Source organism: Halorubrum sp. 48-1-W (assembly GCF_003287355.1).
GTDB lineage: Archaea > Halobacteriota > Halobacteria > Halobacteriales > Haloferacaceae > Halorubrum.
Map to the genome: position 1 here is coordinate 1 of NZ_QMIM01000002.1, position 12,052 is coordinate 12,052.

Annotated in this window: 17 protein-coding genes; 7 read left to right on the forward strand and 10 right to left on the reverse strand. The window is 57.9% G+C overall.

All coding sequences use genetic code 11. From position 1 onward, the window contains the following. Nucleotides 1-504: 504 nt before the first annotated feature. Nucleotides 505-717 carry a hypothetical protein gene (locus DQW50_RS01800; RefSeq protein WP_112077623.1) on the reverse strand — a complete coding sequence of 71 codons (213 nt, stop codon included), beginning with the start codon at nucleotides 715-717 and terminating at the stop codon, nucleotides 505-507. Nucleotides 718-1,468: 751 nt separating this feature from the next. Between DQW50_RS01800 and DQW50_RS01805 the strand changes: the two genes are divergently transcribed. From DQW50_RS01805 to DQW50_RS18320, 3 genes are all read left to right on the forward strand, one after another. Next, nucleotides 1,469-1,753, forward strand: a complete 285-nt coding sequence (locus DQW50_RS01805; RefSeq protein ID WP_112077624.1) for a HalOD1 output domain-containing protein — start codon at nucleotides 1,469-1,471, stop codon at nucleotides 1,751-1,753. Between the two features lie 142 nt (nucleotides 1,754-1,895). Then, nucleotides 1,896-2,522, forward strand: a complete 627-nt coding sequence (locus tag DQW50_RS01810; RefSeq protein ID WP_112077625.1) for a hypothetical protein — start codon at nucleotides 1,896-1,898, stop codon at nucleotides 2,520-2,522. Beyond that, complete coding sequence (locus tag DQW50_RS18320) at nucleotides 2,519-3,079, forward strand: hypothetical protein (RefSeq protein WP_241964299.1); 561 nt, start codon at nucleotides 2,519-2,521, stop codon at nucleotides 3,077-3,079. The genes DQW50_RS01810 and DQW50_RS18320 overlap by 4 nt, the downstream gene beginning before the upstream one ends. Before the next feature lie 308 nt (nucleotides 3,080-3,387). Here the strand turns inward: DQW50_RS18320 and DQW50_RS01820 are convergent, their stop codons facing one another. After that, a complete protein-coding gene (locus DQW50_RS01820) occupies nucleotides 3,388-3,822 on the reverse strand; it encodes a low molecular weight phosphatase family protein (protein ID WP_112077626.1) in 435 nt (144 codons plus the stop codon). Nucleotides 3,823-4,011: 189 nt separating this feature from the next. On the opposite strand from DQW50_RS01820, the gene DQW50_RS01825 reads away from it, so the two are divergent. Continuing rightward, nucleotides 4,012-4,434 (forward strand): low molecular weight phosphatase family protein, encoded by a 423-nt coding sequence (locus DQW50_RS01825; RefSeq protein WP_394338561.1) that lies wholly within the window; start codon nucleotides 4,012-4,014, stop codon nucleotides 4,432-4,434. Nucleotides 4,435-4,478: 44 nt separating this feature from the next. Here DQW50_RS01825 and hcsS read toward each other — a convergent pair whose 3' ends face one another. The 5 genes from hcsS to DQW50_RS01850 all read right to left on the reverse strand — a co-directional run bounded on the left by hcsS (nucleotide 4,479) and on the right by DQW50_RS01850 (nucleotide 7,976). Next, nucleotides 4,479-4,703, reverse strand: a complete 225-nt coding sequence (hcsS, locus tag DQW50_RS01830) for a halo-CC-star protein HcsS (RefSeq protein ID WP_112077628.1) — start codon at nucleotides 4,701-4,703, stop codon at nucleotides 4,479-4,481. Further along, nucleotides 4,694-5,110, reverse strand: coding sequence for a halo-CC-star protein HcsL (hcsL, locus tag DQW50_RS01835; RefSeq protein WP_112077629.1), 417 nt, complete (start codon nucleotides 5,108-5,110; stop codon nucleotides 4,694-4,696). The genes hcsS and hcsL overlap by 10 nt, the downstream gene beginning before the upstream one ends. Next, complete coding sequence (gene arsA / locus DQW50_RS01840; RefSeq protein ID WP_112077630.1) at nucleotides 5,107-7,047, reverse strand: arsenical pump-driving ATPase; 1,941 nt, start codon at nucleotides 7,045-7,047, stop codon at nucleotides 5,107-5,109. The genes hcsL and arsA overlap by 4 nt, the downstream gene beginning before the upstream one ends. A gap of 3 nt (nucleotides 7,048-7,050) precedes the next feature. Continuing rightward, nucleotides 7,051-7,380, reverse strand: coding sequence for an arsenite efflux transporter metallochaperone ArsD (gene arsD, locus DQW50_RS01845; RefSeq protein WP_094519407.1), 330 nt, complete (start codon nucleotides 7,378-7,380; stop codon nucleotides 7,051-7,053). A 176-nt stretch (nucleotides 7,381-7,556) separates the two neighbouring features. After that, entirely contained in the window at nucleotides 7,557-7,976 is a 420-nt protein-coding gene (locus DQW50_RS01850; RefSeq protein ID WP_112077631.1) for a cupin domain-containing protein, read from the reverse strand. Nucleotides 7,977-8,158: 182 nt separating this feature from the next. On the opposite strand from DQW50_RS01850, the gene DQW50_RS01855 reads away from it, so the two are divergent. Continuing rightward, nucleotides 8,159-8,554: a metalloregulator ArsR/SmtB family transcription factor gene (locus DQW50_RS01855; protein WP_094583148.1), complete on the forward strand. Its 396-nt coding sequence runs from the start codon at nucleotides 8,159-8,161 to the stop codon at nucleotides 8,552-8,554. Nucleotides 8,555-8,567: 13 nt separating this feature from the next. Here DQW50_RS01855 and DQW50_RS01860 read toward each other — a convergent pair whose 3' ends face one another. The 3 genes from DQW50_RS01860 to DQW50_RS17775 are packed head-to-tail and all read right to left on the reverse strand — an operon-like array spanning nucleotide 8,568 to nucleotide 10,105. Further along, the gene (locus tag DQW50_RS01860) at nucleotides 8,568-9,566 is read right to left on the reverse strand and encodes a permease (protein WP_112077632.1); all 999 of its coding nucleotides are present in this window, start codon (nucleotides 9,564-9,566) and stop codon (nucleotides 8,568-8,570) included. After that, nucleotides 9,563-9,961 (reverse strand): metalloregulator ArsR/SmtB family transcription factor, encoded by a 399-nt coding sequence (locus DQW50_RS01865; protein ID WP_004595754.1) that lies wholly within the window; start codon nucleotides 9,959-9,961, stop codon nucleotides 9,563-9,565. The genes DQW50_RS01860 and DQW50_RS01865 overlap by 4 nt, the downstream gene beginning before the upstream one ends. Nucleotides 9,962-9,967: 6 nt before the next feature. After that, a complete protein-coding gene (locus tag DQW50_RS17775; protein ID WP_157964833.1) occupies nucleotides 9,968-10,105 on the reverse strand; it encodes a hypothetical protein in 138 nt (45 codons plus the stop codon). Between the two features lie 114 nt (nucleotides 10,106-10,219). On the opposite strand from DQW50_RS17775, the gene DQW50_RS18325 reads away from it, so the two are divergent. Next, nucleotides 10,220-10,672, forward strand: a complete 453-nt coding sequence (locus tag DQW50_RS18325) for a hypothetical protein (RefSeq protein WP_241964300.1) — start codon at nucleotides 10,220-10,222, stop codon at nucleotides 10,670-10,672. A gap of 161 nt (nucleotides 10,673-10,833) precedes the next feature. Beyond that, on the forward strand, nucleotides 10,834-12,052 hold a 1,219-nt coding region (locus tag DQW50_RS01875), incomplete at its 3' end, for a transposase (RefSeq protein WP_133258789.1).

The window sequence follows — 12,052 nt, forward strand, 5'->3', positions numbered from 1 at the left end:
TAGACACACCTTCAGCAAGCAGACGTTCTAACTAAGCGGCTTTGTGAAGTACTGAGAATGACTTGACAGCACTCGATCGCTGCTTCGATGTGGCGGTCGGCGACCACGTCGCCCGTTTCGTCAGCCGACTCAAGTAGTGTGGCAACTTGGCGGACCCGTTTCCGTCTGGTTTGCGTGTCAAGATCGTCACTGGTAGCATCGCGGGCGACGGCTTCAGCCTCTCCGAGCCATCGGTTCGTCGCTGGCGGAACTGGGCGATCTGCGGTCGCAGTTAGGTGAGTCGCTAGTGCGTCGACCGCAGCCCGCGGCTCGGTTGGGATGTCGATCTCGTCCGTCATTGTTGGTATGTTAGCGCTCACTCTGAAGAATTGTTGCGCCAAGCCACACGCCAGATGCTTTCGGACGTCTCTAGCCGAGTGCGACCTCTTCTTAGCCTATAGTCAGGGTGTTACAGAGCGGTTGGCATACCTCCCTTTGCTCTCTCGAATTGTTCACTGTAGGGGATTATTCTCCGAGTTTGTCTGTTACCGTTTTGTAGAGTCGGTCTGTCCACGCTGGGAAGACGAGAGCAGCGAGGGTTCCAACGACGACACCAGCAACAATTCCCTGTGTGATATCTTGGAGAACTGTCGTTCCGAGTGCCGCTCCGAACGTCACTCCAACGAGCATTGCGAAGACGACCCGTTCTCCCCCAGTGTCGTCGGAGTTATCAGACATCTGTATCGGATGCATTTTCGAGAGGCAAAAATAACTGGGGCAAGTCTCGTGAGCTATGAGCTAAAACGGCTGTGTGGTTCACAGGAGCGGTGTATCAGGCAATTCCCACTAAACCTAGGGTGCCATAGAAGATCGCTCTTGTGTAGAGCTGCGGAAAGACGATTTAACATGTTAGATACCCACCGTAGTCCGGCGATTTGAGCCTCGGATAGCGTACTCAATTCGGAGCTGGGTACAACCAAACGACCTCTTTCCGCGTTTCTACATAAGAGCGTAGAAGATTTACCACGACATTTATTTCGCGAATTCACAGCTGAATCAGCCGATAGAATGCGTTTGCCTATTGGCCACTGTGTTCGTTACGAGATTCCGTCTCATCGATTGCTCTTAAAAATTACACATGGTGTATACTGGCACAGCCTTACCCGCATAGAGTGTCTCCTGATACTATGACGGTCAACTCTCCGAGTACGAAGAGTGAGTTAGAAGATTCACTCGACAAACTCGTTCGGCGGGCGCATCTTAACGGTGTGACCGTAACTGGTGGGTATGAGCTTATTCATGTTAATGAGTCTACGCCAGACTGGGATCTCACGATTATCCGCCTGAAGTGAGTCGTAGTTGTCTGAGGTCTGCTGGTTTTGCGCTCGAACGAAGACAGAACTCACTCCTGTCCACCTGTACTGAACGCTCTACGGTCTGTACTTCCGAGGTTACGCCGTTGAACTGATCGTGATATCGCGCTTACGTAATGGATACATTCTTCCCGTGGAGTCAGCAAATATCTCCTATTGACCAGACTGTCCTTAATCAAATCATCGGAGCCATCGCCGGTGAAGAGGGAGTTGATCCGATGAAGTTGGATATCTCCCTCCAACGCCATGTTGCAACAGACGCGATACAGGATTTGGTGAATCACGAAAGCAACGCTTGGCGCTTACAATTCGAGACACCAAATCATGTCGTAGAAGTCACAGGTAATGATAAGATCATCGTCGATGGAACACACACATCCACCGTACTGAACGGTTCGTGAGTCCTCTGTATTGAACGATTGGTGGGGGGTGTGCTAGCCGTTCTATGACACCCTGATCTAAGAACAATTTCTCGGAGCCTCCATACAGTCCGAAACGACTGCCACAAGATATTAGTTCTCGGTTCACGTATCATGAATCACGATGGTGGTAACAAACGCCCCGGCTGCGGACGAGAACGGCTCGAAAGAGGGCACCGCACGCTCCTTTATCGCAGCCTCAGAGATACTGGTGAATCCCGACATCGCCAGAGTCTATACTGACATCCTGCTGAATCAGCCTACTACGAACAGCAGTATCGAGCGTAGACTCGATCTTGCCGGAAGTACAACCTCAATGCGGGTTGGAAAGCTCAAAAACTTAGACATTGTCGAGGATGTCAGTAGCGGGAAAGAGAGCCAGCTCCGGACTGATTCACTATTTCTCCCCGTTGGGGAGGGAGAGACGCGGATATTGTTTGACCCGCTTACGATCGCCGCTTACGGTGCAAGCGGCGAGGTCAATGACATCGAACTCTTCGTTGATCGGCACGGCAAGGCGAAGCTGCTGATGGCGGTTGAGCAGACACGGGCATACCTCAGTGGCGAGGTGACTCGTCGTGGAGCAGCAGACCGCCTCAATGTTGATGAGATCGAGGCTATCAGCATCACGCAGGCGCTGGAGCCGATCATTGCCCTATTTGTCAAAGCAGGGCTCATCGATGATTCCTTCGAACACGACGTACATGATCGAAAGATTCGAAACACTCCGTACGTGTTTGAGCAGGAATGAGCGATCGGCCGAAATTAGTTGACTCTTCACCCCTCTACCCGCTCCCGGATGCACTCCTCGTTGACTCGAGCGTCTTGGGTGGAATCGGGCGATCTACTCCAGAACGGCGACAGCTAATCAACTACATTCAGTCGAATGATAAGCAGTTGTACGTCTCCACTGGAGTAGTCGAGGAGTTGGACAAGGAATGGGCTGGTCCCTACGGTGTTAATGATTGGCTTGATCCAATACGTAACGAGGACTGGATTGTTGCCCTTCCAGAGCCGGATTACGGTGCGCGAATCCGTGACGGCCCTACCGTGAGCGAGATGGTTGACGAAGCACACAGAGAATTAGCCAAGCTCGAACAGGAGCGAGAAGATGAACTCCCGAAAACGGACGCCAAATTCGCCGGTAATCTTGTTCAAATCCGGGTGTCTGAGGGTCACAATTCCGTGGGACTGATCATCGACGACAGGAACGCAGAGCGCGCACTATCCCAGGTAGTCAGTGAGACGGAGTACGAGCAATTCTTCCGGATACTGAGGGGGCCAGAGGTATTAGAAGAGATACAGTGACACCCTTGTTGCTCTGCTGCCCTTCGGTTTCTGATAGTCCGTTGGATCTTCCACCGTGAGATCGTCCTGCGGTCGACTTTTCGGTACAGTTCGACAGAGAATGATAAACATTCCCTGCCTCGTTGGGGCTACCCTCCTTGCGCGGCTTATGAGATCCGGTAAGTTAACGACCTCACCATACCACCGCGCCCATAACTTCCGAGGATGGATCTCATGCGTGCCTTTGTTTTCTCACAAAAAGCTTGATTAAAACCTCGCTAAATCAATAACAGTCCGTCATTCGAGTACCGCTCCAGCAGGCGCTTGTTTCACTGCGAACCGTTCGCGTGAACTTCGTCGAACAAGTCTGTAACCCGCTGTTCGATATCGTTTCGAATCTCACGGACCTGATCGAGATCTTGGCCGTCAGGATCTGTTAGCGCCCAGTCGCGAACATCTATCTCTTCAGCATCGAGTTCGAGTGTCGAACAGCCCATTGTGGCGACGACGTCACATGATTCGAGCTCAGTCGTTGAGACTTCTCGAGGGACTCGATCCGAGAGATCGATCTCGTGGTCTTGCATGACCGCCACGACCTCGTCGTGGACGCTATCGGCGGGGCGAGTGCCACCGGTAATGATCTCAACATTGTCTTCGAGTCCACGACGGTCACGCTCGCGTTCGGCGAACGCTGTTGCCATCTGACTGCGACCAGCATTTTGTACACAAACGAATCCTAGAGTAACCGGCAACTCATCACTCATAAACACCAGAATCGATGCCGTCGACTTGAGAACTTCTATGTGATGTATATACGTCTCAATAGCTCAACACGGGTCTGAGAGTACTTCTCAGATAGCCTATCGAGAGCCGCTGTGCCTGAAGTAACAGCTATACCGATCCCACTCGCTTGTGGAGGTGTGACTGAATCCGATGAGCGGACGGGCCACCAGATCGCGTTCGTGTGCGTCCAAAACGCAGGACGGAGCCAAATGGCGGCGGCGTTCGCTGAGCGCGAGCGCGACCGTCGCGATGTGGGCGATCAGATTACGATCGTTACCGGTGGCACACAGCCCGCAGACCACGTCCACGAGATCGTCGTCGAAGCAATGAGAGAGCGAGACATCGATCTCAGCGACCGAACGCCGCGAGAGGTAACACCAGACGAGCTACAGGCGGTCGATCTCGTCGTCACGATGGGGTGTTCCGCATCGGACGTGTGCCCGGCGACGTGGAACGGCGAGAATCGCGATTGGGGGCTCGACGATCCCCACAAGCGCCCGATCGAGGAGGTTCGGGAGATCTGTGACGAGATCGAAGAACGTGTCATCTCGCTGTTCGACGAACTCCTGTCGCAGACACCGTCCGCGGAGTGACGATTGGCAGGGTCGTCAGCCGAAACGACCCCTGTCGACATCCCCTAACAGCAGCCGTCGTCGTCGGCGCCGCAGACGCTCCCGTAGTCGACACCAGTCTCGTCGCCGATCGCTTCGTTACACTGCATCACCATAGTGGTGAACGCGAACTCCGAGGAGGACTCTTTCGCCGCCGCAAGCTCTTCGCCGAGCGACTCGGCGGCCGCGACGACCTCGTCGTCGGTGACTCCGTCTTCGCTGGCGTCCTGACCGGAAGCGCTCAACAGCACCCACCTCCGGTGGACCGCGCGAACTCCTCGCCGATTTCGTCGCTAATGGCATCGTTCGTTCGCTTGAGCAGTTCTATCAGATCGGCCTGTGCGGCCTGGTGACGCTGGATCGTCTCGTTGTTCGACATTTCGGTCTGGAGCTGCTTCAGCTCGGCCATCACCGACTCGTCGAAACCGCCGCGTTGCATCTGCTGTTGCTTTCGCTGGTACTCGCGGAGCAGCGCCATCGCGTCGTCATCGTCCTGTAACGCCTCGTCGGCCGCGACGAACCGCTGATACGTCTCAGACTCGTCGAGCGTGTCGAGGAACTCGTGGAGCGCCACCTCAATGTTGGCTTCTACGTCTTCCTCAGTAGACATGCCCACGCTGTCCTCGGCCGCACCTTCCACGTCCTGTGCGTCGCTCACGAGGGCGTCACCTCCGGTGTGTCCGCTTCGACAACGTCTGCGAGTCCGGTAATCTCCTCACCGAAGGCGCTGAGTTCGTCGAGCCCGATCGGTTCGTCCTGCCGGAGCGGCGCCAACATCAACGGCGCGTCGAACCGGTCACGGATCTCGTCGAGATACTGCGCCTGCTGAGCGCGCCGATTCGCGAAGAAGGCGTTTTCGCCGTACTCCTCGGGGAGGAGGTAGTTGGCGACGACCAGCGAGGTCTCGATGCCGACCTGATCTTTGAGGTCGGCGGCAGCCCGGTACGCCTCCATCATCGGGGTGTACTCGGGGTACATCACGAACGCGAACGTGCTCCGTTCGGGGTCTTTCATCGTCTCGATGACCTCGTCGTACTGGTCGCCTTTGGCGGGGGCAGCCCCCTTCGTCAGCGAGCCGAGGTCCATGAACCCCTTCCAGTCGGAGGGAAGTTCGAGCAGTCGGAGCGTGTGGCCCGTGGGGGCCGTGTCAAAGACGACGACGTCGTAGCCGTCCTCGTCGAAGTAGCTCACGAACTTTTCGAGCGCGGCCATCTCCTCGGCACAGGGCGATTCCAGTTCTTCTTCGACGTTCGCGATCGCGGCGTCGACGTCGATCTGCGTGTCCTCTTTGTCCTCGTACATCTCGGTGACGTGGTCGAGGACTTGCTCGCGGTACTCCGCAAGCGCTTTTTCTTGGTCGATTCGCGCCGCGTCGAGGTTCTCCTGGCCGACCGAGGTGGGTTCGTGGCCCACGGGCTCACCGAAGATGTCCTCTAAGTGCGCGGCCGGATCGGTCGTGACGACAAGCGTCTCGTGGCCCGCCTCAGCGAGTTTCGTCGCTGCCGCCGAGGCGACCGTGCTCTTGCCGACGCCGCCCTTCCCGGTGAAAAAGAGGTATCGCGTCTCCTCGCCCGGTGTCAGTTGGTCGACGACCGCGTCGGCGTCCGCCATCGAATCGAACTCGACCGCACCGTCAGCGTCCACGTCGGTCGCGGTCCCGACATCGACGGTCGCCTCCGTGCCGTCGTAGAGGACACCGCCCACGTCAGCGAGCAGGTCGAGCCCGGCTATCTCGCCGGGCTGGAGCGGGTATGTCGCCGTCGCGTCCGCGTCGAACTCCTCTCGGGCGCGCTCGATAACGGCCTGCTCGTCCGCGCGTTTCCCCTCGAAGAAGGGGTCCTCGCACACCGACTCTGGGAGGTAGCCGTTGAGGATCAACAGCTGCGACTCGATCCCGAGGTCGCCGAGGTCGCTCGCGCTGCGTTCGATCTCGTCGATCGAGGAGTCCTCCGGCTTGCCGACGAAGGCGAAGGAAGTGCGCTCGTCGTCCTGGAGCGTGTCGATCGCGCGCTCATAATCCTGTTTTTTGTCCTCCATCGAGGCCGCCGGCCCGATACAGGTCGAGCCGCCCTTCTCGAGTTCGGCGTTCCAGTCGGAGGGGAGCTCCATCAGCCGGATGGTGTGGCCCGTCGGTGCGGTGTCGAAGACGACCACGTCGTACTCCGGGCTGTCCATGAAGTCGACGAAGTTGTCGAAGGCGGCGATCTCCTCGACGCAGGGGCTGTTGAGTTGCTCTTCAACCGTCTGGATCTCCTCTTCACCGAGCAGTTCGCGCATCGGCTCGATCGTCTCCTGGCGGTACTCCTCGGCGGCGGTGTCCGGGTCGATCTCGATCGCCGAGAGGTTCTCGATCCCGTCGATCGCGGTGACCTCGTGGCCGATCGACTGCCCGAAGATGTCCGAGAGATTCGGGGCAGGGTCGGTGGTCACCAGCAGCGTCTCGTAGTCGTTGTCGGCGAGCCACGTCGCGGTCGCACAGCTCACCGTGCTCTTGCCGACGCCGCCCTTCCCGCTGAAGAAAACGAACTCGGTTTCGTCGCTACTTGGTTCGACGACCTCACGCGCGCTCGTCGCTGTCGACTGTGATTGTGCCATTTATTAGGCCTCCTGTGGCGCGGCGTTGCCGTCGATGGCCGCGGTCAGTTCGTCGTACGAGAGGTACTCGCCCTCGGCGACGATCTCGTCGTCGACGACCGTGATAGGGAGAATCGACGGTCCGTCCTCCTGAACGCGGTCGTAGATCCGCTGCGTTTCGAGGAACTGATCGATGTTGTGCTGCATGTTCGCCCGGTTGACTTCGAGCTCGTCGAACGCGTCTTCGAGCTGGTCAAGCGCCGCGCTGACCTCGACGAGTTCGTCGTCGGGGTCGGGACCGCAGACGCCGGTGGAGCAACACATCGCTTCTTCGTACAGGGTGAGTTCGGTCATGATTGAGTCGGATCGCGGTCGTACATCTGATGTATCGTTCACAGCAGGACACGTTTGTTTGTCCTCTCTGTGGCCAATTCATTTGAACAAACTCTCATACAATTATAAGCTCTTCGGTCGGATATCTCCACACCGGCCGCATAGTCATTTCATCTTGAACGGCCGAGACTCCCCGATCACCCGATAAATCCGTTGGTGGCCCACGATCCTGGGTCGTCGACACACGTCGTGGTTCGACACTTCGACGCCGGGGCACTCACGAGGACGAGCGCACTTTCGACATCACCGTTCTGGATCTGTCGCGTCGCAGTCGGCGGAATCCAAACCGCGTCGCCAGCTTCGAGTTCGACGGATTCGTCGTCGATAACGACGGTAGCTTCACCCTCTAAGAGGACGTATATTTCCTCGTGATCTTCCGCGGCGTGGTCGTGCGACTTATTCCGCCATCCGGGTTCACAGCGCGCGATTGACACGCCGACCTGCTCGCTATCGAGCGAGTCGGTAAGCGGCCGCATCGCGCCCGAGGTGGTCTCGATGTCGGTGTAATTGACCCGTTTGTAGGAACCGGTCACGGCGAACACCCTGTAGCGGCGCATTCGGCCGTATCGTTGCTCGAACCTGCCGAGATGGTCGTTGTCGACCGCCAGACATCCACCACAAGTCTCGTCTTTTTCATACGAGACTATATTTGAGAGATTACTATATTGTTTTCGCTGTCCAGCTATCAGTTGAGACGGCGCTCCGCAACGTTTAATCCCGGCTTGGTTCAATTGTTTGTATGTCATCTACCGAGCGTTTACAGCGGTACGTCGCCGACGAATGTGGCTCCTGTACGGATGAAGACCTCGCCGACCGGTTAGCGGAGCTAGAAGAACTGAACGAGAGCGTCGGTGGATCCGACCTGGCGACCGATATTGAGCTGCTGTCGGCACTCGGCAACGAGACGCGATACAAGATCGTCCGGATGCTCCACGCTGCTGACGACGAGGAGCTGTGCGTCTGCGAACTCTCGCCACTCTTAGACGTGAGCGACAGCGCGATCAGCCACGCCCTCTCGCAGCTCACTGACGCCGGCCTCGTCACGCGCCGGAAGGAAGGGAAGTGGCGGATGTATCGCGCCACGCCGCGCGCGAACGCCGTCCTCGTCGCGCTCGACGGGTCGCGGTCGTTGTAAGAAAGATCCCGGCTCAGAGGAGGCCGGCGAAGACGGTGTTGAACAGCACACCCACTGTAATGCCGATCGTCACGACCGTCGTCGCGTAGATCGCGAGCAGCCGGCGTTCGAACAGCTTATTCAGGAGGATCAGGTTTGGGATGCTGATCCCCGCCCCGCCGATGACGAACGCAATCACCGTTCCGATCGGGATCCCCGCCTCAGTGAGCGAGTGCGCGATCGGCAGCATTCCGCTGATGCTCACGTAGATCGGCGCACCGGCGAGTGCGGCGATCGGGGTCGCGAGCGGGTTCCCCGGCCCGGCGATCCGCTGGAGGAGCTCCGCCGGTACGGCGCCGTGGATCAGCGCGCCAATCGCGATCCCGACGGCAATGTACGGGAGTGTGTCGCAGAAGAAGGAGAGCGCGCCCTCCCCCGCGGCAGTCACGCGTTCCTTGTGGGTTCTGTTCGTCGCCGTCGTCCCGCACTCGCTACACCCGCCGGCGTCGGCCGCCCCCGACGCGTCCGAGGGAGTCGCTCCGCCGTCGGTTGCGATCTCGCGACCGCCCGCAGTGATCCGGACGTCCTTGATGTACTCGTCGAGTTCGAACGTCCCGATGATGAGTCCCGCGACGATCGCCGCGAGCAGCGCCGTCGTCACGTACGCGACGGTCACACCGGTCCCGAACAGCCCGAACAGCAGGAACACGGCGATCCAGTTGACGATCGGGGAGGCGAGCAGAAACGAGAACGCCATGCCCGTGGGGGCGCCGGCCCCCAACAGGCCCGCCAAGACCGGGACGGTCGAACACGAGCAGAACGGCGTCACCGCGCCGAGGCCCGCCGCGAGGACGTTCCCGCTGCCGTGGTCGCGTGCGCGAAGCATCTCTTCGACGCGCTCGGGCGGGAGGTACTCCTGTGCGAGCCCGACGAGGAACGACGCGCCGATGAACAGCGGCGTGAGGACCATCGCGAGGTGGAGGAAGTAGTCCCACGAGTCGAGCAGCGCCGCTTCGGTCCCCGGCGGGATCATCGGTCCTCACCTAACGCCGCGGCCAGATCGAGCAGCTGGAGGCTCGCTGTGTCCGCGATCCGGTAGTACGTCCACTTTCCCTCCTTGCGCGTGGCGACGATGCCGGCGTCGCGGAGCTTCCTGAGGTGTGACGCGACCGTCGACTGGGGCGCGTCGAGTACGGTCTCCAACTCGCAGGCGCAGAGCTCGCCCTCTCGAAGCGCGTGAACGACCGCGAGTCGCTTCTCGTTGGCCAGCGCCTTGAACGCCGACAGCTCCGCCTCGACGACCGCGTCGTCCGCCCGTCGAGTCTCCGGGAACGGCCCGTCACAGCAGACGCCCTCCTCCATCCGTCGGAGCGTCCCGCTCGCGGATTCGGAGCCCGCTTGAGCCGCCGCGTTCTGTTCCTGCGACATTATCGATCAGTCCTCCGTACGGTCGGCGCGCTCGTCCGGCGCGTCCGCCTCGTTTTCGTCCGAGTCCACCTCCTCTATCTGCATATCACAGCAGCTCTCATTATCATTCGACTCGCCACCGAACAGTCGGCCGAGTATCGACATACACATCGATATATCTCGATATGACTTAATTCATTTGGTGTACTGCTCAGGTGTCTCGCGAACGCGCCCAGACCAAAATCACATTCAAATGAACGGTATCGGCGCACTCTCTTATTGAGTCGACGGAACGATTCGATACGCAGTAAACAGGAAAAAGAAGCTCTAAAAGCCTTTAATGAGAATTTAGCACTGATTACAACCCCAGCCCGAGCGGTTCACCTTATTCGCGACACGGCGGGACAAGCAGACTCTTTTATATTTGAAGATAAACTAAATCATATGTTGGATCAGGTAGCGGCTCTTGGAGACCAGATGGACCGCAAAAACGGGATATTGATCGGTGAGTCGCTGAGTGAAGAGAGTAAACGCCGGCGCGACGACGTTATTGACACCGGCGCATTCGGCATGCAGGCCAGCGGGTCGGACGTGGTCTTCTTCCAAGGTGTCCTCCCGGATATCAACCGGACAGTACGGGGATCTGAGCCGATCGACAAGCAGATCGAGATGTGTCTGGATCAGCTCGAACTTATGTTAGAAACCGTACCGGGTACCTCGTGGACATCATGAAGGTTGAGAGCCAACTCGGAGACCTAGATGCGGCGGCAGCAATCCCTTTGACGATGAACAGAGTATGTTTGTAGTCATGTTGGTGTGGTAACTTTGCGATCGACCCCACCATTTCTTGAATGAGTGGTTCCGGTAGCCCTCCTTTCAAAGATGGTCCTCGCATGCAGTCTCTGTGCGAAGCGTACCAGCTGGGGATCACTATCCGAAACGAACTCACAAAAGCCGATCTCGTCACCGCGTTCGAAAACCTCGATCACTCGATAGACACGATCGAAGACGGGTATCCAGCGTGGCATCCTGCGCCACTCTCCTTTCGCGCGATAATCCTCTCATTTGTGTTCATGAAAATAACGGGTGACTCGTACGCCGAGTTTTCTCGACGACTCACCCGGCAACCGGAAGTAGCGACTATCCTCGGCTTCAGTCGAGTACCCGACGAATCAACCTTCTCGCGGGCGTGGCGAAATCGATTCGACGACGTTGTTCACGAATACATCCACGCCGCCGCCCACTTCGTCATCAAGGAAGTCCACGATCGCGACATTTCAGCGCCCGAGGTTCGGCCAAAGGCAGAGATCCTCAACGATACTGAGGAAGCCGCAGACTCAGTAGAAAACGAATCCTTCTCACAGGAGAAAATCATCCAGACGACGCGCCTCGCGCGTGCTCACGCCTACGGACACTTCGACTCTGGTCGGGCGTCGAACGCCTCGTACGAGGACACACAATTCTTCGAGCTACAGACGTTCATGGGGATGGTTCGGTGCGGAGCCACGCAGGGAGCTACTCGCTTCCAATATCGGCGCGGGAAAGAGTACGGACCACATGGTGATACCCACCTCCGCGCAGTCAAACAATTTGGCCCCGAAGAACTCGTGAGGGGATTCAACAAAACGACGGATCGCTTACTCTCGGTGATCGCCCCTAAAGCATCGTTCCGGCGTCCAGTCACAGCCGCGATCGACATCACGACTATTCCCTATTATGGAGATGTCGAGGAGATGCCGATGGTCAGCGGGACGAAAGATAGGGACGGTCGAGCGTTCAAATTTGCGACGCTGTCGATCATCGGGCAGAACATCCCGCTGATTTTGGCTGTCGAGCCGGTTCGAGAGAGCTCTGAGTGGGATGAGAACCCGTCGAATCAGATCCATCGTACTGTTCGGCGACTCGTTCGACGAGCGAAAGAACATGTTCCAATCGAGACGGTGCTGTGTGATCGAGAGTTCGATTCGATACAAGTGTTCCAGACACTCTCAAACCTCGATGTGAACTACCTCATACCCAAGCGAGTCTCCAGCTCCGAACGGGATGTACTTGAACAAATGGAGGAAGACGACCAAGAGGTGGCTGTTGAGTCGGCTTCTATCCATGTGGAAT

What these genes read in the sequence shown, in the direction of transcription:
- arsD (WP_094519407.1), bottom strand. Translation starts at nt 7,380, where the DNA reads ATGACCGAACTCACCCTGTACGAAGAAGCGATGTGTTGCTCCACCGGC.
- DQW50_RS18320 (WP_241964299.1), top strand. Translation starts at nt 2,519, where the DNA reads ATGAGCGATCGGCCGAAATTAGTTGACTCTTCACCCCTCTACCCGCTC.
- DQW50_RS01805 (WP_112077624.1), top strand. Translation starts at nt 1,469, where the DNA reads ATGGATACATTCTTCCCGTGGAGTCAGCAAATATCTCCTATTGACCAG.
- DQW50_RS01810 (WP_112077625.1), top strand. Translation starts at nt 1,896, where the DNA reads ATGGTGGTAACAAACGCCCCGGCTGCGGACGAGAACGGCTCGAAAGAG.
- DQW50_RS01855 (WP_094583148.1), top strand. Translation starts at nt 8,159, where the DNA reads ATGTCATCTACCGAGCGTTTACAGCGGTACGTCGCCGACGAATGTGGC.
- DQW50_RS01865 (WP_004595754.1), bottom strand. Translation starts at nt 9,961, where the DNA reads ATGTCGCAGGAACAGAACGCGGCGGCTCAAGCGGGCTCCGAATCCGCG.
- DQW50_RS01860 (WP_112077632.1), bottom strand. Translation starts at nt 9,566, where the DNA reads ATGATCCCGCCGGGGACCGAAGCGGCGCTGCTCGACTCGTGGGACTAC.
- DQW50_RS01820 (WP_112077626.1), bottom strand. Translation starts at nt 3,822, where the DNA reads ATGAGTGATGAGTTGCCGGTTACTCTAGGATTCGTTTGTGTACAAAAT.
- DQW50_RS01800 (WP_112077623.1), bottom strand. Translation starts at nt 717, where the DNA reads ATGTCTGATAACTCCGACGACACTGGGGGAGAACGGGTCGTCTTCGCA.
- DQW50_RS17775 (WP_157964833.1), bottom strand. Translation starts at nt 10,105, where the DNA reads ATGTCGATACTCGGCCGACTGTTCGGTGGCGAGTCGAATGATAATGAG.
- arsA (WP_112077630.1), bottom strand. Translation starts at nt 7,047, where the DNA reads ATGGCACAATCACAGTCGACAGCGACGAGCGCGCGTGAGGTCGTCGAA.
- DQW50_RS01850 (WP_112077631.1), bottom strand. Translation starts at nt 7,976, where the DNA reads ATGCGCCGCTACAGGGTGTTCGCCGTGACCGGTTCCTACAAACGGGTC.